The sequence below is a fragment of the Massilia sp. YIM B02769 genome, from assembly GCF_030411995.1.
In the GTDB taxonomy this organism is placed as follows: Bacteria; Pseudomonadota; Gammaproteobacteria; order Burkholderiales; family Burkholderiaceae_D; genus Telluria.
Genome location: NZ_JASNRC010000018.1, coordinates 62355 through 82019 on the forward strand (window position 1 = coordinate 62355; position 19665 = coordinate 82019).

The 19665-nt window shown below is 62.1% G+C and carries 26 protein-coding genes and 2 tRNA genes; 11 read left to right on the top strand and 17 right to left on the bottom strand.

Annotation, left to right across the window (positions count from 1 at the left end):
• Positions 1–10: 10 nt before the first annotated feature.
• The gene (locus QPK31_RS23865) at positions 11–442 is read right to left on the bottom strand and encodes a YeeE/YedE family protein (protein ID WP_290425388.1); all 432 of its coding nucleotides are present in this window, start codon (positions 440–442) and stop codon (positions 11–13) included.
• On the bottom strand, positions 439–771 hold the full coding sequence (locus QPK31_RS23870) for a metalloregulator ArsR/SmtB family transcription factor (protein WP_290425389.1): 333 nt from the start codon (positions 769–771) through the stop codon (positions 439–441). The genes QPK31_RS23865 and QPK31_RS23870 overlap by 4 nt, the downstream gene beginning before the upstream one ends.
• A gap of 93 nt (positions 772–864) precedes the next feature.
• On the opposite strand from QPK31_RS23870, the gene QPK31_RS23875 reads away from it, so the two are divergent.
• The 8 genes from QPK31_RS23875 (at position 865) to QPK31_RS23910 (ending at position 7982) form a co-directional block, all read left to right on the top strand.
• Positions 865–1230, top strand: a complete 366-nt coding sequence (locus tag QPK31_RS23875) for a TIGR01244 family sulfur transferase (RefSeq protein WP_290425390.1) — start codon at positions 865–867, stop codon at positions 1228–1230.
• A 451-nt stretch (positions 1231–1681) separates the two neighbouring features.
• Positions 1682–2332: a thermostable hemolysin gene (locus QPK31_RS23880; protein WP_290425391.1), complete on the top strand. Its 651-nt coding sequence runs from the start codon at positions 1682–1684 to the stop codon at positions 2330–2332.
• Positions 2277–3749: an AMP-binding protein gene (locus tag QPK31_RS23885; protein WP_290425392.1), complete on the top strand. Its 1473-nt coding sequence runs from the start codon at positions 2277–2279 to the stop codon at positions 3747–3749. Before QPK31_RS23880 ends, QPK31_RS23885 begins: the two co-directional genes overlap by 56 nt.
• Positions 3746–4426 carry an iron-containing redox enzyme family protein gene (locus QPK31_RS23890; RefSeq protein WP_290425393.1) on the top strand — a complete coding sequence of 227 codons (681 nt, stop codon included), beginning with the start codon at positions 3746–3748 and terminating at the stop codon, positions 4424–4426. The genes QPK31_RS23885 and QPK31_RS23890 overlap by 4 nt, the downstream gene beginning before the upstream one ends.
• Positions 4423–5223 (top strand): SDR family oxidoreductase, encoded by an 801-nt coding sequence (locus QPK31_RS23895; protein WP_290425394.1) that lies wholly within the window; start codon positions 4423–4425, stop codon positions 5221–5223. The genes QPK31_RS23890 and QPK31_RS23895 overlap by 4 nt, the downstream gene beginning before the upstream one ends.
• A gap of 26 nt (positions 5224–5249) precedes the next feature.
• On the top strand, positions 5250–5903 hold the full coding sequence (locus tag QPK31_RS23900) for a lipopolysaccharide assembly protein LapB (RefSeq protein ID WP_290425395.1): 654 nt from the start codon (positions 5250–5252) through the stop codon (positions 5901–5903).
• Positions 5904–5925: 22 nt separating this feature from the next.
• Complete coding sequence (locus QPK31_RS23905; RefSeq protein WP_290425396.1) at positions 5926–6591, top strand: response regulator; 666 nt, start codon at positions 5926–5928, stop codon at positions 6589–6591.
• Positions 6588–7982: an ATP-binding protein gene (locus tag QPK31_RS23910; RefSeq protein ID WP_290425397.1), complete on the top strand. Its 1395-nt coding sequence runs from the start codon at positions 6588–6590 to the stop codon at positions 7980–7982. The genes QPK31_RS23905 and QPK31_RS23910 overlap by 4 nt, the downstream gene beginning before the upstream one ends.
• 301 nt (positions 7983–8283) lie before the next feature.
• On the opposite strand, the gene QPK31_RS23915 is transcribed toward QPK31_RS23910, so the two are convergent.
• The 4 genes from QPK31_RS23915 to QPK31_RS23930 all read right to left on the bottom strand — a co-directional run bounded on the left by QPK31_RS23915 (position 8284) and on the right by QPK31_RS23930 (position 11549).
• Positions 8284–8359 (bottom strand) — tRNA-His (locus tag QPK31_RS23915).
• Positions 8360–8434: 75 nt separating this feature from the next.
• Complete coding sequence (gene murI / locus QPK31_RS23920) at positions 8435–9301, bottom strand: glutamate racemase (RefSeq protein WP_290425398.1); 867 nt, start codon at positions 9299–9301, stop codon at positions 8435–8437.
• A 77-nt stretch (positions 9302–9378) separates the two neighbouring features.
• On the bottom strand, positions 9379–10914 hold the full coding sequence (locus tag QPK31_RS23925) for a fumarate hydratase (protein ID WP_290425399.1): 1536 nt from the start codon (positions 10912–10914) through the stop codon (positions 9379–9381).
• A gap of 29 nt (positions 10915–10943) precedes the next feature.
• Positions 10944–11549 (bottom strand): TIGR00645 family protein, encoded by a 606-nt coding sequence (locus QPK31_RS23930; protein ID WP_290425400.1) that lies wholly within the window; start codon positions 11547–11549, stop codon positions 10944–10946.
• A gap of 178 nt (positions 11550–11727) precedes the next feature.
• On the opposite strand from QPK31_RS23930, the gene acs reads away from it, so the two are divergent.
• The gene (gene acs / locus QPK31_RS23935) at positions 11728–13725 is read left to right on the top strand and encodes an acetate--CoA ligase (protein ID WP_290425401.1); all 1998 of its coding nucleotides are present in this window, start codon (positions 11728–11730) and stop codon (positions 13723–13725) included.
• Positions 13726–13823: 98 nt separating this feature from the next.
• Here acs and QPK31_RS23940 read toward each other — a convergent pair whose 3' ends face one another.
• Positions 13824–14114 carry a KTSC domain-containing protein gene (locus tag QPK31_RS23940; protein ID WP_290425402.1) on the bottom strand — a complete coding sequence of 97 codons (291 nt, stop codon included), beginning with the start codon at positions 14112–14114 and terminating at the stop codon, positions 13824–13826.
• Positions 14115–14329: 215 nt separating this feature from the next.
• Here QPK31_RS23940 and QPK31_RS23945 point away from each other — a divergent pair.
• Positions 14330–14420 (top strand) — tRNA-Ser (locus QPK31_RS23945).
• A 67-nt stretch (positions 14421–14487) separates the two neighbouring features.
• Here QPK31_RS23945 and QPK31_RS23950 read toward each other — a convergent pair.
• The 10 genes from QPK31_RS23950 to QPK31_RS23995 all read right to left on the bottom strand — a co-directional run bounded on the left by QPK31_RS23950 (position 14488) and on the right by QPK31_RS23995 (position 19249).
• A complete protein-coding gene (locus QPK31_RS23950) occupies positions 14488–14691 on the bottom strand; it encodes an AlpA family transcriptional regulator (protein ID WP_290425403.1) in 204 nt (67 codons plus the stop codon).
• Positions 14688–15248, bottom strand: a complete 561-nt coding sequence (locus tag QPK31_RS23955) for a hypothetical protein (protein ID WP_290425404.1) — start codon at positions 15246–15248, stop codon at positions 14688–14690. Before QPK31_RS23955 ends, QPK31_RS23950 begins: the two co-directional genes overlap by 4 nt.
• 71 nt (positions 15249–15319) lie before the next feature.
• Positions 15320–15739 carry a hypothetical protein gene (locus QPK31_RS23960; protein WP_290425405.1) on the bottom strand — a complete coding sequence of 140 codons (420 nt, stop codon included), beginning with the start codon at positions 15737–15739 and terminating at the stop codon, positions 15320–15322.
• On the bottom strand, positions 15736–15903 hold the full coding sequence (locus tag QPK31_RS23965) for a hypothetical protein (RefSeq protein WP_290425406.1): 168 nt from the start codon (positions 15901–15903) through the stop codon (positions 15736–15738). Before QPK31_RS23965 ends, QPK31_RS23960 begins: the two co-directional genes overlap by 4 nt.
• On the bottom strand, positions 15903–16232 hold the full coding sequence (locus QPK31_RS23970) for a hypothetical protein (protein ID WP_290425407.1): 330 nt from the start codon (positions 16230–16232) through the stop codon (positions 15903–15905). The genes QPK31_RS23965 and QPK31_RS23970 overlap by 1 nt, the downstream gene beginning before the upstream one ends.
• Positions 16229–16555, bottom strand: a complete 327-nt coding sequence (locus QPK31_RS23975) for a hypothetical protein (protein ID WP_290425408.1) — start codon at positions 16553–16555, stop codon at positions 16229–16231. The genes QPK31_RS23970 and QPK31_RS23975 overlap by 4 nt, the downstream gene beginning before the upstream one ends.
• Positions 16552–17166, bottom strand: coding sequence for a hypothetical protein (locus tag QPK31_RS23980; protein WP_290425409.1), 615 nt, complete (start codon positions 17164–17166; stop codon positions 16552–16554). Before QPK31_RS23980 ends, QPK31_RS23975 begins: the two co-directional genes overlap by 4 nt.
• A 577-nt stretch (positions 17167–17743) precedes the next feature.
• Positions 17744–18106, bottom strand: a complete 363-nt coding sequence (locus tag QPK31_RS23985; RefSeq protein WP_290425410.1) for a DUF2513 domain-containing protein — start codon at positions 18104–18106, stop codon at positions 17744–17746.
• 35 nt (positions 18107–18141) lie between these two features.
• Complete coding sequence (locus QPK31_RS23990) at positions 18142–18513, bottom strand: HIRAN domain-containing protein (protein ID WP_290425411.1); 372 nt, start codon at positions 18511–18513, stop codon at positions 18142–18144.
• Between the two features lie 25 nt (positions 18514–18538).
• Positions 18539–19249: a S24 family peptidase gene (locus QPK31_RS23995; protein WP_290425412.1), complete on the bottom strand. Its 711-nt coding sequence runs from the start codon at positions 19247–19249 to the stop codon at positions 18539–18541.
• A gap of 103 nt (positions 19250–19352) precedes the next feature.
• Here QPK31_RS23995 and QPK31_RS24000 point away from each other — a divergent pair, with 103 nt between their 5' ends.
• Positions 19353–19595, top strand: a complete 243-nt coding sequence (locus QPK31_RS24000; RefSeq protein WP_290425413.1) for a YdaS family helix-turn-helix protein — start codon at positions 19353–19355, stop codon at positions 19593–19595.
• Positions 19596–19665 lie beyond the last annotated feature (70 nt).

Sequence of the window (19665 nt, forward strand, 5' to 3'; positions counted from 1 at the left end):
ACGTCCTTTGTTAAGCGAAGAGGTGACGCATCACGAAAACGGTGGCGAAGCCGGCGAACATGAATGCTGCGGTCGCGACCAGGGAGCGCGGCGATTGCCGCGACAGGCCGCATACACCATGTCCGCTTGTACAGCCGGCTCCATAACGGGTGCCCAGGCCCACCAGCAGCCCGGCCGCAATCAGGATCATGTCGTTGGCTGCGATCGTGGCGGCAGGCAGTTCGGCGAACGTGGCGTAGGCGAGCGGGGCGCCAATCAGACCAAGTAGGAAGGCTAGACGCCAACCGATGTCGCCGCGGGCAGGGCGCAACAGCCCTCCAAGAATGCCGCTGATGCCGGCAATTCGGCCGTTGAACAGTACGAATGCAGCCGCAGCGGTGCCGATGATCAGTCCGCCTGCGAGAGAGGTCCAGGGTGTGAAGTTGATCCAGTCGATGTTCATGTTTTTACTCCTTTGGTAGGTAGGCAGAACTGCTGGTACAGGACCTGCATGACTGCCAGCGCTTCGTTGCTGTCGATACGGTAGAAAATCTGCTTTCCTTCGCGGCGCGTACTGACCAGTTCTTCTTCGCGCAATACGCCGAGCTGCTGGGACAGTGTCGGCTGGGCGATACCTAGCATGGTCTCCAGCTCGCTGACGCAGTACTCACCCTGCGTGAGCTGGCACAGCAGCATCAGCCGGTCGGGGTTGCCCAGTACTTTCAGGAGAGCGCAAGCCTGCGCAGCAGCAGCCCGCATTTCGTGCAAATTGAGTTCTTGTGTGTCCGGCATGGCTACCTCATTTAATCTATTGAGATACATTATATCGACATACAATATATATCTCAATATACTGTTGTTTTCTATCGATGCCAGGAGAGCACCATGACTATCCGTTACCTCAGCAAGGACTATGCAGTGGGACCACAACTCATGCCAGCAGATGTCGCCCATTTGAAGGAGCAGGGATTCGCAACATTGGTCTGCAATCGGCCCGACGGCGAGGGCAGTGACCAGCCAGCGTTCAAGGAGATCGCCTCCGAAGCGCAAAAGCACGGAATCCAGGCGCTACATCTCCCGGTCATGCCGGGCAAGATCACGCCCGCTGACCGCGACGCATTTGCCGCGCTGTACGCAGCGGGGGCCAAGCCCGTGTTCGGATTCTGTCGCACCGGCCTGCGCGCCGAGACGCTGTGGGTCGATACGCGCGATCGGTTGCAAGAAGATTCAGGGCCGGGCAGTGACCGCTGAGGGCCGGGTTGGTCCGCTGTGGCATCGTACTGGCGAGACAGCGGCCAGTTGTCGGAGGCTGTTAATCCCGTCCGGTTAGCTCAAGACACCATGTGGGTTGAGTCGATGACTCCGCGTTACGGGACAGAAGTGATCACGGAAAATTCGCCAGTAGCACCGGGAGCGTCTTGGACTGGAAGCCAATTGCTGTGCTCGCGAAAAGCACGCAAGTCAAGTTACGTGCTGCCAGTCCAAGTTCTCCGTTGCGTACACGCCGAAGCGTTGTAAGAGGACATGCGGGACGCCTTTCCCCTTGCGCGAGCTATTAGCGACGAGGGCTGAAATTCACCCAGGCGCCGCCGGACGCGCCGCCGGAGCCGCCGCTGATCATGCCTGTGGTTCGCTTAATCAGGGTTTAATGTTCAGTGCATACGCTTGGGCCATCGAAACATTTTGCAATGGCGCTGGCACCATGAAGTTACTGGAATCGAACAAGGGCGAGGGCTCGGTGCTGCCAATCCCGCGCGAACCGCGGGGGGTCAGCTTCGAGCGCTTCGAGCGGGGCGATGTTGGACGTGCAGCGGTCGAGGCCTTCATCGCCGCGACCTTCCTGGAGAACTACGACGCCCGAATCACCCACTTCAACGATACGCTGGTCGGAAGCCGCGGCCCCGACGGCAACTGGATCGCGGCGCTAGGGTTTTCGCTGGCCGGCGCCCATCCGCTTTTCCTCGAACACTACCTTGATGCCCCGGTCGAAGCGGAGATCGGCGCGCGTCTCGGGCATCCGGTTGCGCGCGAAGGCGTCGTCGAGGTAGGCAACCTGGCGGCCTTGCACCCTGGCGCCGCGCGCGCCCTCATCGTCGGCACCACAACCATGTTGCACGAGCTGGGCCTGAGTTACGTAACCTTCACCGCTACTACCAGCCTGTTCAATTCCTTCGGCCGCCTCCAGCTGCGCCCCCAGGTGCTGGCGCTTGCCGATCCGGCGCGCCTGTCCTTCGACGGGGGCCAGTGGGGCACTTATTACGACACTCATCCACAAGTCATGTTTGGCGACATCCAATATGGTTATTCAAAACTTGCTCGACTCGCTGCCCGACTCCGCCGTCCTGCTGAGTGACGGCCAGCGGCAGCTGGACCGTGCTGCCGTCGCGGAGCAGGTCGCACGCTTCGTTGGGCTGCTTGCGGCCAGGACGCGCCCGGAGGTCCCGGTCGGCATCCTGGCTGACAATTCCCCCGACTGGCTACTGGTCGACCTAGCCACCCAGCAGCTCGGCCTGACCCTGGTGCCGCTGCCCCTGTTCTTCACTCCGCAGCAATGGATGCATGTAATCGTGGAGAGCGGCATCGGCGCATTGTTCTGTGCCGACCCAGCGCAGGGCGCCGCGCTCGGCTTCGGGGAAGTACTGGACATTGGAGGGTCGCTGGCCCTGTGCGAATCGAGCCAGGCGCCGCGCACCGCCCCGCTGGACGGCGTCCAGAAACTCACTTTCACCTCGGGCACCACATCGGCGCCTAAAGGGGTGTGCCTGAGTACGCAGCAGCAATGGGACGTCGCTAGCGCCCTGCGCGAAGGCGTTGCGCCGCTGGGGCTGGAGCGCCATCTGTGCCTACTGCCCTTCGCGGTACTCCTTGAGAACATCGCTGGTCCGTACACCGCGCTGCTCAGCGGCGCGACGACGATCTGCCCGCCGCTTGCAGAGGTCGGCATGCGCGGCGCCAGCGGCTTCGACCCCGCCGTGTGCCTGGATGCGATCGCGCGCCATGCGCCTCACAGCATTACCCTGGTGCCGCAGATGCTGCAGGCACTGGTGGCGGCCGCCCGGCCGGACGATCCGCGCATCGCCAGCCTGCGTTTCGTCGCTGTCGGCGGCGGCAAGATGCCGCCTCAGCTGCTGGCTGCGGCACGTGCACGCGGCTTTCCCGTCTACGAAGGCTACGGCCTGTCGGAGTGCGCCTCGGTCGTGGCCCTCAACCTGCCGGGCGCCCAGCGCGACGGCAGTGTCGGCCAGCCGCTGGCGCACCGCCGCGTCGAGATCGCGCCGGACGGCGAAATCCTGGTCGAAAGCTGCCGCGCGCGCTACCTCGGTCTGCCAGCACAGGAAGAGGCATGGCTGGCGACGGGTGACCTCGGCCACCTCGACAGCGACGGCTTCCTGTTCGTCGACGGCCGCAAGAAGGACATTCTGATCACTGGGTACGGCCGCAATGTTTCGCCGGAGTGGCCCGAGTCGCTCCTGCTCGGCACCGGCCTCTTTGCCCAAGCCATTGTGGTCGGTGAGGCCCAGCCCTTCCTTGGAGCATTGCTGGTGCCGGCCCGTGCCGACCTGGCGCCGGCCCAGTTGCAGCAGGCCGTCGAGCGCGTCAATGCGCTGCTGCCCGATTACGCCCAGGTGCGCCGCTGGCGCGCGGTCCCACCCTTCATCCCGTCAACTGGCCTGCTCACTGCCAATGGCCGCCTGCGCCGCGCCGCCATCCGCGACGCCCATGCCGACCTGATCGCATCACTGTTCGACCAACCGGAGTCTTCAACGTGAATTTTTTCGACCAACTACAATCCGCCACTGAGGCGCAGCGCCAGGAAATGTTTGCCATCCCGATTATCCAGGATGCGCTGCATGGCCAGGTCGTGACGGCCCAGTACATCGCCTTCTTGTCGCAGGCCTACCACCACGTAAAGCACACGGTGCCGATCATGATGGCTTGCGGCAGCCGCCTGGGCGAGCGCCATGAGTGGCTGCGCGAGGCAATCGCCGAGTACATCGAGGAGGAAGTCGGCCACCAGGAGTGGATCCTGTCGGACATCCGCGCTTGCGGCGGCGACGCGGAAGCGGTGCGGCGCGCCCGTCCGCATCCCAGCACCGAGCTGATGGTAGCCTATGCCTACCACCAGGTCGACCGCGGCAACCCAGTCGCTTTCTTCGGCATGGTGCACGTGCTGGAGGGCACCAGCACCGCGCTGGCCACCCATGCCGCCGGCAGCATCCAGTCGGCCCTGGCCTTGCCTGCGGAAGCCTTCAGCTACCTCAGTTCGCACGGCAGCCTGGACCTGGAGCATGTTGCCTTCTTCGAGAAACTGATGAACCGGCTCGACGACAGTGCCGACCGCGAGGCGGTCACCCACATGGCGCGCATGATGTACGGCCTGTACGGCAACGTGTTCCGCAGCCTGCCGCGCGGCGAGGCCTTGTTCATGAAGGAGGCGTCGGCATGACGAATCGACAGCAAGCGGGCGGCTATCGCGCCGTGCTCACCGGCGCCAGCGGCGGCATCGGCGCGGCAATCGCCGCCCGCCTGGCGCCGCATTGCGCGCTGCTGATCCTGGTCGGGCGCCAGCGCCCGCTTCTCGAGGAACTGGCGCGGCAACTGCGCGGGTGCGACGTTCAGATCGTCTGCGGCGACCTGTGCGACCCGCACACCTTGGGCGCGATCGCCGCAACCGCGCGCGCCAGCGGAGGTGTAGACCTGTTGATCAACAACGCCGGGGTAAACAGCTTTCATGCGTTCGAGACCCAGGACCCGGCCACGATCCGCGCACAAGTGGAGACCAATCTGCTGGCGCCAATGCTGCTCACGCGCGAACTGCTTCCGCTGCTGGGCACGGCGCCGAATGCGCAGGTGATCAATATCGGTTCTGTCCTCGGCTCGATTGGCTTTCCAGGTTTCGCAGCCTATGGCGCCGCCAAGGCTGGTCTGGCCGGCTTTTCGCAGGCGCTGCGCCGCGAATACGCGGACACAACGGTCACCGTGCGGCACTTCGCGCCGCGATCCACCCGCACGCCAATCAACAGCAGTGCCGCCAATGCCATGAATCGCGAACTGCGTAACGCCGAGGATACCCCGGAAGAGGTGGCGGACGCCTTCATGGCCTTCCTGGCCGGCAAGGCCGCTACCCAGACCCTCGGCGCTGCCCAGCGCTTCTTTGTGCTGTTAAACAAGCTGCTGCCGGCTATCCCGGACAAAGCCATCGGCAAACAGCTGGTGCAGATCCGTAAACACTTGCCTAGATAGTAACTAAACGGTAAAAGGAGATCAGGATGAAAATGAATTTGATGCAATGGATAGGCGCGCTTGCCGCTGCGCTTCTGCTGACTGGCACTCCAGCGTGGGCTGGTCCGGCGGAGGATGTCGCGCGCATGCAGCAGGGCTGGGAGCAGATAAAGTACGGGACCCCGGCCGACCGCCAGGAGACAGAGTTCGCACGTCTGCTCGCCGACAGCGAAGGACTGGCGGCGCGCAATCCTGGCAATGCCGATGTGTTGATCTGGTACGCGATCGTAGAATCGACGTATGCCGGTGCCAAGGGCGGGATCGGTGCATTGAAGTATGTGAAGAATGCCCGCAAGTCGCTGGAGCAGGCCCTGGCGATCAATCCGAATGCGTTGGCCGGTTCGGCCTATACGAGCTTGGGCTCGCTGTATTATCAGGTGCCCGGCTGGCCGATCGGCTTCGGCGACAAGGCCAAGGCCGAGGACCTACTGAAAAAAGGGCTGGCGGCAAACCCGGACGGCATCGATCCGAATTATTTTTACGGCGACTATCTGTACCGCAAGGGTGAGTTCGACGAAGCCGAGCGTTACCTGCGCAAGGCCATGCAGGCGCCGGCGCGCTCGGGCCGCAAGCTAGCGGACGAGGGGCGGCGCGGTGAAGCGAAAGAGTTGTTGAACAAGATTGCTCAAGGGAAGAAATGATGGTTTTAGGGGGAATGCAGTTTTGAGGCTGCTGCTGGTCGAGGACGACGCGCTGCTTGCCAGCGGATTGGTGGTGGCGCTGCGGCGCGCCCATTACACGGTCGAGCATGTGGGCAGCGGGGTCGCGGCACTGGCGGCGCTCGCCGACAATGCCTTCGACATCGCCGTGCTTGACCTTGGGCTGCCGGACCTCGACGGCACCCGGGTGCTCGAACGGCTTCGAGCCGCGGGCAATGGCTTGCCGGTCCTGATCCTGTCGGCCCGCGACGCCATGCGCGACCGCGTCCAGGGCCTGGACCTGGGCGCCGACGACTACCTGGTCAAGCCTTTTGAGCTTGACGAACTGCTGGCGCGCCTGCGTGTGCTGGCGCGGCGCCATGGTGGGCGCCCGGTAAACCGGATCGAACGCGGGGCACTGGCATTGGAGGTCGAGAGCCTGCAGGTGAGCTGGCACGGCCAGCCGGTCGAGCTGCAGCGGCTCGAGTTTATGCTGCTCAAGCAGCTTGCCGAGCATCCGGAACGGGTCTTCAACCGCGCCCAGCTGGAAGAATCCTTGTACGGCTGGGGCGAGGGTGCGGAGAGCAATACCATCGACGTGCACGTGCACCACCTGCGTAAGAAGCTGGCCGCGGAGGCGATCAAGACCATCCGCGGTGTCGGCTACCGCCTTGGCGATGTCGGCGCATGAGCAAGCGCTGCTATTCCGCCCGGCGCCGGCTGGTCGTCGCCACCCTTGTCTGCATCGTCCTGATCTTCAGCGGCATCGGCGTTGTCGCCCAGCTGGTAGCGCGTCACGAATCGGAGGAACTGTTCAGCGCTCGCCTGGCGACCTCGGCCCGTGTACTCGAAGCGCTGGTTGCGCAGGAGGTGGCAACCGCGACGCTCACACATCCATTGATTATTGCGCTGCCGCCCGAGCTCGAGGCCTCCACCAGTGATGAGCCGGAGGCGGTGGGTCACCGCTATGAAACCAAGATCGCGTTTCAGATCTGGCGCGATGACGGCGTGCTACTGGCCAAGTCGGCATCCGCGCCTGCGGAGGCGCTGGCGCCGCTGGCTCCTGGCTTTAGTACGCACGAGGCTGGCGATTCCCTGTGGGAGGTATTCGCGCTGCGTTCCGGTCGGACCTGGGTGCTCACGGCAGAAAAGGAGGAAGTTCGCGAAGAGCTGGCCGAGTATATCGGCATATCGATCACCGCCCCGTTGATCGTCGGCGGCCTTCTTATGCTGGTCGCGATCAACATCGTGCTCTTGCGCAGCATGCGTCCGCTGCGTGAGCTGGCTGCGCGCATAGCGGCCCGCTCGCCCGATTCGCTCGATCCGGTAGAGCTCCCCGAAACGCCGCACGAGTTGGCGCCGATCATCACCGAATTAAATCATTTGCTGGACCGGATCAAGGCTGCGTTCGTGCGCGAGCAGCGTTTCATCGATGCCGCTGCACACGAGATCCGCACACCGATTGCCGCGGTCCAGCTGCACATCGAGAATGCGATGCGTTCGCCCCAAGATACGGAGCGCAGCGAGGCGCTGGCGCTGGCGCTGGATGGAGCGCGCCGCACCAGCAAATTGGCCGAGCAATTGCTGACGTTGAGCCGCCTGAGCGCACGCAGCGACGACTACGCACTTCAAGAGGTGTCGCTGGTGGAGGCCTGCCAAGACGTGATCGGGGCACTCGATCCCCTGCTTGAACGGCGCGGTCAGTCGATTAGCCTGGACGCGCCGCAAGATTTACGCGTGTGGGGCGAACCTTCGCAGCTGCGGCGCATGCTGCAGAACCTGATAGACAATGCATCTGTTCACGGCGCGCCTGCGGGAGAGATTCATGTGTATATCGGGCTGCGCGGAGACCGCGCGCTGCTGACGGTTGTGAACGATGGCGAGCCCATTCCGCCCGACGAAGTTGAGAAACTGTTCACGCCTTACTACCGCTCCCCAGGCGCTGCGCCTGGCGGGCATGGGCTCGGTTTGGCCATCGTTAAGGAAATCGCCAGCCAGCATACGGCTTCGATCAGCTTGTGCCGTAAGGCAGACGGGACAGGCACGGTGGCTGAAGTTTCCCTACTTCGCGCTGGATTCTAAGGTCTTGTGGTCACTGAGGCAGTCTACGAAAGACAGGGCACCTTGACAGGCGGATATAGTCCCGCTTCTCTACAACTCGATCAGATCTCGGTAGGTTAAAACATGTCCTCATCAGCTTTAGTTACCAGATGCTGGCTCACATACGGCCGGGGTGGCGCAGCGCATTGGCCAGCTATATATGGGGACTAAGTTGGGTTACAAGTAGGTTACAACTGATGAGCAGCAATGCACCAGTCGAAGAAAAACAAAAAAGGGTTACAAGCTCGAAGCGTGTAACCCTTTGTTTTTACTACCGAATTCTTGGGGTGGCTGATGGGACTCGAACCCACGACAACAGGAATCACAATCCTGGACTCTACCAACTGAGCTACAGCCACCATTGTCTTGCTTTTTGTCTTCAGTGCTGCGAAGACAGAACAAGATTATACAAACTCCAAAGCAAACTGGCAAATCTAATTGTTAGGTCCGATCAACATTGTTCCGGACGGGCCCGATGCGACCTCGTGCACCGGCGGATCGATGCCGAGCAGGCCGGCGAACGCCGCCGACAAGGCCGTCGCACTGGCACTGGTGTAGCCATCCAGGCGCGCAGGACCTGCTTCGGTGTTTGACAGCCCGGCAGCGGCCAGCAGGCGCGCCAGGTGCCGCGCCACCGCCTCGCCGGTATCGACCAGCGTCACGCTGCGGTCGGTGGTGCGCGCAATCAGCTTCTCGATCGAGGCCTGCACCAGCGGATAGTGGGTGCAGCCGAGCACCAGGGTGTCGGCCCCCTCCGCCAGCAGCGGCACGATGAAGCGTGCCAGCAGCGCATCGGTGGCCTCGGTGTCGAGTTCGCCCAGCTCGATCTGGTCGACCAGGCCAGGGCAGGGCTGGAGCAGGAAGCGGGCGCCGGTGGTGGCGCTGATCTGGTCGCGCAGTTGCAGGAACTTGGCGCCGGACAGGGTGCGCTCGGTGGCGATCACGCCGACGGTGCCCGTTTGCGTGGCCGCCGCAGCCGGTTTCAAACCCGGTTCGACGCCGACGATGATTAACTCGGGAAAGCGTTCGCGCAGGCGCGCGATCGCCGCCACGGTGGCGGTGTTGCAGGCGACGACGACGGCTTTTACGCCTTGTTCGACGAGGAAACTGCCGACCGCCAGCACGCGCTCGGCCACTACCTGTTCCGGCTTGCCGCCGTAGGGCGCGAAGCCGGAATCGGCGAAGTAGAGCAGGTGTTCGTGCGGCAGCTGCGCGCGGATATGGCGTAGGACCGAGAGGCCGCCGACGCCGGAATCGAAGATGCCGACCGGGGCGGTAGGGGAGGGAAGTGGTGTTGTCATTGCGGGTGATCGGACAGCGGCGTGTCCACGCGCACGTGGGTTGAACGCGTGGACGGCATAGCCGTCCACCCTACGTCTTACGCTACCGTGACAGGAATATTTTTCAGCGATTCGATCTTCGCTGCCCATTCCTTCGGACCGGTGTTGTGCACCGAGGTGCCGGTCGAATCGACGGCTACCGTTACAGGCATGTCCTGCACCTCGAACTCGTAGATCGCTTCCATGCCCAGGTCTTCGAAGCCGACCACCTTGGCCGACTTGATCGCCTTCGACACCAGGTAGGCCGAGCCGCCGACCGCCATCAGGTAGGCCGACTTGTGCTTCTGGATCGACTCGATCGCCACCGGGCCGCGCTCGGCCTTGCCGATCATCGAGATCAGGCCGGTCTTCTCCAGCATCATGTCGGTGAACTTGTCCATGCGGGTCGCGGTGGTCGGGCCTGCCGGACCGACGACTTCGTTACCGACCGGATCGACCGGGCCGACGTAATAGATCACGCGGTTAGTGAAATCCACCGGCAGCTGCTCGCCCTTGGCCAGCATGTCCTGGATGCGCTTGTGGGCGGCATCGCGGCCGGTCAGCATCTTGCCGTTCAGGAGCAGGGTCTGGCCCGGCTTCCAGGATGCGACTTCTTCTTTCGTCAGGGTGTCGAGGTCGACGCGCTTCGACTTCTCGGTATCCGGGGTCCAGTGCACTTCAGGCCAGGTCGACAGCGCAGGCGGTTCGATGTACGAAGGACCGGAGCCGTCGAGCACGAAGTGGGCGTGGCGGGTGGCGGCGCAGTTCGGGATCATCGCTACCGGCTTCGAGGCCGCGTGGGTCGGGTACATGTTGATCTTCACGTCGAGCACGGTGGTCAGGCCGCCCAGGCCCTGGGCGCCGATGCCGAGCGCGTTGATCTTGTCGCACAGTTCGATACGCAGTTCTTCCAGCTTGTTCTGCGGGCCGCGCTGCTTGAGTTCGTACATGTCGATGTCTTCCATCAGCGACTCTTTCGCCATCAGCATGGCCTTTTCGGCCGAGCCGCCGATACCGATGCCGAGCATGCCCGGCGGGCACCAGCCGGCGCCCATCAGCGGCACCGTTTTGAGGACCCAGTCGACCAGCGAGTCGGACGGGTTCAGCATCACGAACTTGGTCTTGTTTTCCGAGCCGCCGCCCTTGGCCGCGACCTTGACGTCGACGGTGTCGCCCGGAACCAGCTCCATGTGGACCACGGCCGGGGTGTTGTCCTTGGTGTTCTTGCGCTCGAAGTGCGGGTCGGCGACGATCGAGGCGCGCAGTTTGTTGTCAGGGAAGTTGTACGCGCGGCGCACGCCTTCGTTGACGGCGTCGGTGATCGAGCCGCTGCCGAAGCCTTCGAAGCGCACGTTCATGCCGATCTTCAGGAAGACGTTGACGATGCCGGTGTCCTGGCAGATCGGACGCTTGCCTTCGGCGCACATGCGCGAGTTGGTCAGGATCTGCGCGATCGCGTCCTTCGCCGCCGGGCTCTGCTCGGCTTCATAGGCGCGCGCCAGGTGCTGGATGTAGTCAGCCGGGTGGTAGTAGCTGATGTACTGGAGCGCAGCGGCGACCGATTCGATCAGGTCTTCCTGTTTGATGACTGTCATGACAATTCTCTTGTGATGTGAGTGACTGGTTAGTGCTGTTTGGGCTGGTGGTGCGTTGCGGTGGTAATGCGGTCGGTCCAGGAAATGGCCAGGGCCGAGAGCAGGAATGCGATGTGGATGACCGTTTGCGCGATCAGCACTTTCGGATCGTAGGCGGCCGCGTTGATGAAGGTCTTCAGCAGGTGGATCGAGGAGATGCCGATAATGGCCATCGCCAGCTTGGTCTTCAGCACCGAGGCGTTCACGTGAGACAGCCATTCCGGCTGGTCGGGGTGGCCGTCCAGGTGCATGCGCGACACAAAGGTCTCGTAGCCGCCGACGATCACCATGATCAAGAGGTTCGAGATCATCACCACGTCGATCAGGCCCAGCACGACCAGCATGATGGTGGCTTCCGTCAGCTTCTTCGGGCCATTGGTCATGCCCACGGCCTCGAGGATGTGGTTCAGCGAATCCGCATTGCCGAATGCCGCGCCGATCAGGTCGACCAGCTCGACCCAGAAATGGAACACGTAGACGCACTGCGCCAGGATCAGGCCCAGGTAAAGCGGCAGCTGCAGCCAGCGGCTGGCGAAGATGAGGTTGCTGAGAGGAGTGAGCTTGCGTTGTTCGTTTGCTGGGAGGTTTTGCGACATCGGGTAAAGCTCCAAGGGTGCGTCAAAATACAGCCCATCATTTTACACCTCTCCCGCCGCGTTGCAGCATGCCGCATCGGTTTGCCCGATGGTTGGTAAAATCGCATCCAGGAGTGTAAGCGCTCAGTAAGCGTGGGCGCTTACCGTGTCTGGCAAAACTACTACTATGGAGACTAGCATGGCCGAGAATGAGACCAATCAGGAAAACCATGGCTTGCAGGAACACCGCGTGTTTCCGCCGCCAGCCGGGTTCGTTGCCAACGCCGCCATTTCGGGCATGGACGCCTACAACAAGCTGTGCGCCGAAGCGGAAAGCGACTACGAAGGCTTCTGGGCGCGCCTGGCGCGCGAGCACCTCGACTGGCAGCGGGACTTCACCAGCACCCTCGACGAGTCCGACGCGCCTTTCTACAGGTGGTTCAAGGACGGCCAGCTGAACGCGTCGTACAACTGCCTCGACCGCAACCTGACGAACGGGAATGCCGACAAGGCCGCCATCATCTTCGAGGCCGACGACGGCACTGTTACCCGCGCCACCTACCGCGAACTGCACGAGCGCGTCTGCAAATTCGCGAATGGCCTGAAGTCGCGCGGCATCAAGAAGGGCGACCGCGTCATCATCTACATGTCGATGTCGATCGAAGGCGTGGCCGCGATGCAGGCCTGCGCGCGTATCGGCGCCACCCACTCGGTGGTGTTCGGCGGCTTCTCGGCGAAGTCGCTGCAGGAGCGCATCATCGACGCCGGCGCGGTGGCCATCATCACCGCCGACGAGCAGCAGCGCGGCGGCAAGGCGCTCCCTTTGAAGGCCATCGTCGACGAAGCGCTGTCCCTGGGCGGCTGCGAGTCGGTGAAGGACGTGATCGTCTACAAGCGCACCGGCGGGAATATCGCCTGGGTCGAGGGGCGCGACATGGCGCTGTCCGACCTGGTCGAAGGCCAGTCCGGCGAATGCGAACCGGAATGGGTGGACGCCGAGCACCCGCTGTTCATCCTCTACACCTCGGGTTCGACCGGCACCCCGAAAGGCGTGCAGCACTCGACCGGCGGCTACCTGCTGTGGGCCGCGCTGACCATGAAATGGTCGTTCGACATCAAGCCGCAGGACGTGTTCTGGTGCACCGCCGACATCGGCTGGGTGACTGGCCATAGCTACATCGCCTACGGTCCGCTGGCTGTCGGCGGCACGCAGGTGGTGTTCGAAGGCGTGCCGACCTACCCGAACGCCGGCCGCTTCTGGGAAACCATCGCCAAGCACAAGGTGTCGATCTTCTACACCGCGCCGACGGCGATCCGTTCGCTCATTAAAGCGTCGGATGTGGACGAAAAAGTCCACCCCAAGAACTACGACCTGTCCTCGCTGCGCCTGCTGGGTTCGGTCGGCGAGCCGATCAATCCGGAAGCCTGGATGTGGTACTACAAGAACGTCGGCGGGGAACGCTGCCCGATCGTCGACACCTTCTGGCAGACCGAAACCGGCGGCCACATGATCACCCCGCTTCCGGGCGCGACGCCGATGGTGCCGGGCTCGTGCACGCTGCCGCTGCCGGGCATCATGGCGGCGATTGTCGACGAATCCGGCGCCGACGTGGCGAACGGGCAGGGCGGTATTCTGGTTGTGAAGCGTCCGTGGCCGTCGATGATCCGCACCATCTGGAACAACCCGGAACGCTTCAAGACCAGCTACTTCCCTGAAGAACTGGGCGGCAAGTATTACCTGGCGGGCGACGGCGCGATCCGCAACAAGGACACGGCTTACTTCACGATCACCGGGCGTATCGACGACGTGCTGAACGTGTCGGGGCACCGCATGGGCACGATGGAAATCGAATCGGCGCTGGTGGCCAATCCGATTGTGGCCGAGGCGGCGGTGGTCGGCAAGCCTGACGACACCACCGGCGAATCGATCTGCGCGTTTCTCGTGCTGAAGCAGGCAAGGCCGACGGGTGAGGAGGCCAAGAAACTGGCGGCCGAGCTGCGCACCTGGGTGGGTAAAGAGATCGGGCCGATTGCCAAGCCGAAGGAAATCCGCTTTGGCGACAACCTGCCGAAGACCCGTTCGGGCAAGATCATGCGCCGCCTGCTGCGCGTGCTGGCCAAGGGCGAGACGATCACGCAGGATGTGTCGACGCTGGAGAATCCGGCGATCCTGGAGCAGTTGAAGGAAGCGTCCTGATTTGACCGGCGCCCGGCTGGGTTGGCGGGCGCCTGATCGATCTGCTGCCGTACAAGCGCCGCCCTGTTTCGATGGGGCGGCGTCGTTTTATCGACTGTTCATGCGCCGTCCGGGTCGCCGCCGAAGGCTTTCATCAAGGCTTCGCGGTCGATTGTCTTTTTCTCGGTCGAGACCGCGGCGCGGCCGCGGCGGCCGGCGAACTCTTCTTCGATGTTGTCGCGGTAATAGCTCCAGGGCGATCCCGCGCTGGAGAGCTTGCGCCAGACCTCGGTGCCGACGGCGGCGTAGTCGATCGCGCTGCCGTCGTCGAATTCCACGCGCAACGTGCGTTCGCGCGGGTCGTAGCCGATGGCGCGCAGCTTGCCGGCGTTGATTTTCTTCATTTCCATTGTGGTCTCCTCATGGGCGCGTCATCCGTGCCAAGTGACAGTACTGCATCAACGACGGTGTAGGCGGGGCGTTGACAGTCGAGTATAGATCAGCCGCCAGTCGGGACTGGTCGAGCGGGGCATCCGCGTGAGACGCTTGCCAAGATGCCCTTGTACAGCCGAGAAACCTTGTTATAATAGGCGGCTTCGCGGTAAGTCTCGCGCGAAACCCATCAGGAGAGGTGGATGAGTGGTTGAAGTCGCACGCCTGGAAAGCGTGTATAGGTTCATAGCCTATCGGGGGTTCGAATCCCCCTCTCTCCGCCAAAAATTCCCTAAAGCCCCTATGAAGGGGCTTTTCTTTTTGCCCCTACCCACACTTCTACCCACACACCTAAACGGCTTGGTTTTTGACGCCGCGGGGCAGGCTATCTTGCCACTTCACCAGCTCTTCCTGGTCCCAGGCGACCGCGCGCGGGCCGATCTGGACCGGCTTCGGGAATGTCCCGGCCTTGATGCGTTCGTAGATCACGGTGCGCTTGATGCCGACGAGCTCGATCACGGCCGGCAGGCGCAGGAATTTTTTTGGTGCGTTCATTTGTCAGTCCCTACACGTTTCGTTTCTCGTTGGCGCTTCTCGGCCGGCGCCGCCATCGCCATGTCGACTGCGGCGTCCAGGTCATCCCCGTCGAGCAGGGTGGTGACGCGGCCGGCTTCGTCCAGGCTGGCCACCATCGGCGCGGCCACGCCGAGCATGCCGTCGGCCTTGTCGCGGAGCCAGCGGTAGCGTGCGGCGTCGTGCTGCAGGTCGAGCAGCGCCTGCACGCCGAACTGCCTGCCGCCCACCACGATCAGCTTGCGGTTGTCGCCCTGGGCGCTGGCGATGGTCGCGTCCTGCTGGCGGTGCACGTCGGCGGGCGGCGCCGGCGCTGCTGTCGGCAGCAGTGCCGAGGCCGCCGCCTGGCGCTCCATTTCCGTCTCGACCAAGCACAGCGCGATCGACAGGCCTCTGGCGATCAGGGTCTCAGGTGTTGTGGTCTCGGCGGTGACGGTGATCGGCAGCTTGGCGCCCGCCTGGCGCAGCTTGTCGGCGATGTGGGCGAGGGCGCCGCCGTGCGCGCCCAGCGCCAGGCCGACCGCAACGCCAGACGCCATGCGGGTTCCAGGCGATTGTGCTTGCATCAGGCGGCCGCCCTCGCGCCCACAGTGGTTCTGGTCGACGGCGCTCATGCCAGTTGCCCCGCGTCGAGTCCAGACAGCAGGCCTTCGATGACGGCCTGGGCCTGCACGCAGGTGGCGGCCACGTCGATGTTTCCGCCGGCGGCGTGGCGCGCCAGATCGCGCTGCAGCTGCGTGATGTCGGTCACCTTGATGCCGGTCTTCGGCAACGTTGCGCCCTGCGCCAGCGCGGTACTCACGCGGCGCGTAGCAAGCTCGACCCACATGCTCCAGTGCTCGCGGACCTCCGTCGACTTGTAGCCGAAATCGTCACGCGCGAGTGCTTCCGGCAGCCACGGCCCGCTTTTCCCGGTCGCCCAGGCTTCGAACTTCTGGCGCTCAAGCTCGATCCCCTCGAAAGGCGCCGGCTCGCAGTACAGGCGCTCATCCGGCGGCGTCTCGGTCAGTTCGGTAGTGTGCGTGTTCATTTCGTGAAGTTCTCCAGTACGGTCAGGACGACCTCGGCCAGACCGTCCAGCGCAAGGCCGGCCAGCAGGATCAGGGTGATGAACCCGGCCTCGGCGGCCGGCTTGCTGCGCGCCAGGCGGACGAGCGCTGGCGCCGTGGTGCGGTAGATGGTGTAGCCAGGCATTACTTGCCTCCGTTCTGTGAGCTGGCCGACGCCAGCCCTTGTTGGATGATCTCGACCACCTTCGGGCTGCCCACGCGGGCGACCAAGGCATCGAAGACTGGGATCAGGCGGGTAGCGTGGGCGCGGCCTGCCAGCATCGTCTCGAGGATGTCGGCCTGCTCGAACTTGGCCGCGCGCGCCGCCGCCATCACCTGGTCGATGACACGCGCCGCGCGGACCTTGCCTTCCGCGCCACTGTCGGGACTGTGAATCGCATCGGCCACCACCACCAGTGTGGCCGCGAGTGACAGCAAGTACTCGCCGCCGCGCTTTGTGAAATGGGCTTTCATGCGCCACCTCGCTGCTGCTCCGCGAACTGGCGAGATGCCTCGGCCAAGTCCGACATCTGATCGAAGTGATCGTCGATGCAGAACTCGATCATGTTCATCGACGCGATCGACATGCGAGTAAGGCGCAATGCATCCGCTGCGTCTACGATCGGCGCGTCGCCGCGCTCTGCGTCCAGCTGCTGGCGCTCGACCATCGCCAGCACCACGCCAACGCCGCACGCGAGGTCGCGGATGTTGGACAGCATCGTGTAGCGGCCGGTGTCGGCCTGATCCTTCTGGGCTACCCAGGCGAACGGCTTGAACAGCGGTTCTGCGGCGCTCATGCTGCACCTGCCGTTTCTTCCTGGCCCAGGTCGAAATGCTTGGCCAAGCCGGCCATCAGCTCGGCCTGATCGGTGGCGCTGAACTGGTCGAAGCGCTGCAGCACCTCCTCCAGCATCATTCCGCAGCGACCGACGTGCGAGCGCACGGCGATGCCAGTGAACTGGCTGATGCCCAGGCCGTGGTACAGCAGAACCAGCGGGCCTTCGTGGCGCCAGTCCGTGTAGTCGTTCCGGGACAGGCGAATGTGGACGTCGCCGACCCAGTGGGACCGGAGCTTGAAGCGTTCGCCGGCTTCGCTGGCCTCGTTGTACGTCACGCCCTTGAGCCATACCCGGCCAGAACCGTCGAGGACATCCCACACATCGCCCATGCCGTCCAGATCGGCGCCCATCAGTGCATGCGCGCCCAGGCCCAGATGCACTGCGGCGTCATTCAAGAGCCGGATCTGATCGAGCCCGGTTTTGAAGGATTCGATGTGACGAAGCGCCCATTCCAGAGGTTGATCGTAAAAGCTCTTGCCGTTGCCATCTGCGAAGTCCACCGATGCCTCAGCGTTGCCGGTAAGGCCGAGATCGCCGCCGATGTAACGCAACGGCAGCTGGACTGGCATCCCAGCCACACTCAGCACCGAAGCAAGTAGTGTTGTTTTGTTATTACATGGCAATTTATTGCTTGTGGTTGACGATTCCTTTTTGCTATTATTAGCGTGCACCATTTCCCACCCCAGAAATTAGGTTGTACGAGGCCATCCAGTGTTCCAGCACCGGGTGGTTTTTTTATTTGCGAAGCTGCAACTTGAAGAGCGAGCTAAGCAGCGACGGGTCCATATTAGGAGAAGCTAATATGCCTGTCAATAGGAGTGGCTAATTATTTTCTCGGCGTTCGCGCTCGGTGACGGTAAACTAGGCATGCTCGAATCGTCGGGCAAAAAAATACCCGCGCTGGGCGGGTGGGGGGGCTGGGAATGGAAGCACAGTCGAGCACGCGATCTACGTCCGGTGACGAGTCGTTGGAAAGCCCGAAAGGCGCGCCAACTTCATTAGAAAAGGCTGCGCTGATGCGCCTTGTGCTTGAGTGGGAGCAGAGCGCAAGAAGTCAGTTCCAGTGCGCGGAGCGCACCACGGATCCGATGGGGAAGCGCCTTGTCGAGCACGGCGCTACTTGTTACTTCAACTGCGCCCAGAGTCTTAGGAAATACCTGTACGGGTCTTGAGTTCGTGCAAGATATATTCTTTTGCGAAGGAAAAGACAAACCCTCCAGCCGGCTGGATGACCGACTTTTTAATGCGCTCCCAATCCGATGGAGCCTTAATTCCGTTGAGAAATTCATGACCATCCCACGTCAGATGAGATGGGATGTAATTGGGGAGGATATTTTCCGTATCAGTGGCGTCAACAGCGACGATTAAACCAGCTTGAGCAAGCAAGTAGCAGTGATAGCCAATTCGCTCTTCATCATAACCATCTAATTTCAGCTGTTCATATCGAGGAATATCGTTCTGCTCGAGATCGAGCAAGATCATCCGTGCAAGGTCCATGTCACGCTTCATATATTCTTTCCGTCGGCATGCGCTACTGCTTTGCCTCAATCGTCGTCCAGATTTAAATCCAGCCGCACGCCAAAATGGCCGGCGCCGTCTTCGCCACGGTCCCACCCGCCGCATATGACCGCTGCGCACTCAAATGTCTCGTGCATGCTCAGCTCGCCATACCGCACCGTGCGCCGAAACGCGCGTGCGTGCTCGCGTGACAGGTGACCGACAGGATGCCCCTGGATAGAGACTCGAACCGCATACTTGTCGTGCGGGTTGTCATCTTGCAGGTCCAGCTGGGCCCGAGCTTCGATATTGACTCCGTCTTCTTGACGCGGTCCGCAGAGGAAAGCAAAACTCTCGGGATAGAAGCTTTCGCCAGCGACATTGATGAGGTATCGCCCTGGACCTTTAATAAATGGCATCTCGAACTTAATTCGTTTATAGGTTTTAGAACCGTTCCGATTCTTTGCGCACAACTCGGCCGATAATGATGCACCCATCGCCCTCGCAAAGTTTTCGCGGGAAACGCCGCTGATCAGAATTATCTGATGTAAGCCACCATTGACCAGCATCACGGGTCATTCGCTTTACAACAGGCTCACCTTCGTAATTGATGGCAAATACACCGCCATCAACAGGCTCTTTATCAGCTGTGTTAAGCACTGCTGTATCTCCGGCATAGAACGTCGGCTCCATACTTTCGCCGCGGACGTCAATTGCAATCAAGTGCTCTTTCTTAAACCCGCGATCACGCATCCAGTGAGTCGGAACCGTGGAGGTAGAATCGTCACCTAATTCGGCTTCCACATGAAACCCGCTGATCCCCGCTGTTAACCGCAGACGCACCTTTGGAATTAGAGTGATCCGGGCGTCATCATCGTCAACTGCAACCACCTTTCTGAAGGTACCTGAAGGTAAGCCGTGCTCTTGGGCTATGTCAGCACCCGCATGCATCGGCCCACTTCCAGTAGCCAGCCAATCCTGACTTACCCCTAGAACGCGCGCCGCCTTGAGCAAATTCTCGCCACGCAAGAACTTAGACTTACCGCTCAGCCAGCCATGAACACTCGGCGCCTTGACGCCGCACGCGCGCGCCAGATCGGCCTGGCTAGTGCCAGACGCCTCCATCGCTTTTCTTAGTCGTTCTGATAAGTTCATTAGGACATCCTAACATGAAAATAGTTAGGAGTGGCTATTGACTTTAAAATTAGTTACTCCTAACATGAGTTCTTGAAAAAGTTAGGCTGCCTAAGGAGCAAGTGTGATACCTACTTCCAGTGAATTGATCGATAAGCTTGGTGGGCCCGCCGTAGTTGCGCGCCTGCTTGGCATTAAACCGCCTTCGGTTGTCGGCTGGCGTGCGAATGGCATACCCGACGACAAGCTGATTCGACTCGCGCCAACGCTTGAGAAAGCGGGGATTGCTACCCGCCGGGAGCTACGGCCTGACGACTGGCAATCCATCTGGCCAGAGCTGGCGCAAAGCATAGCCGCAACGAACTGATCGATTAGATTTTGTATCGACGCCGACCGGCTTTCCGCTCGGCATAGGGCCTCTTTACGTCCAAATTTTG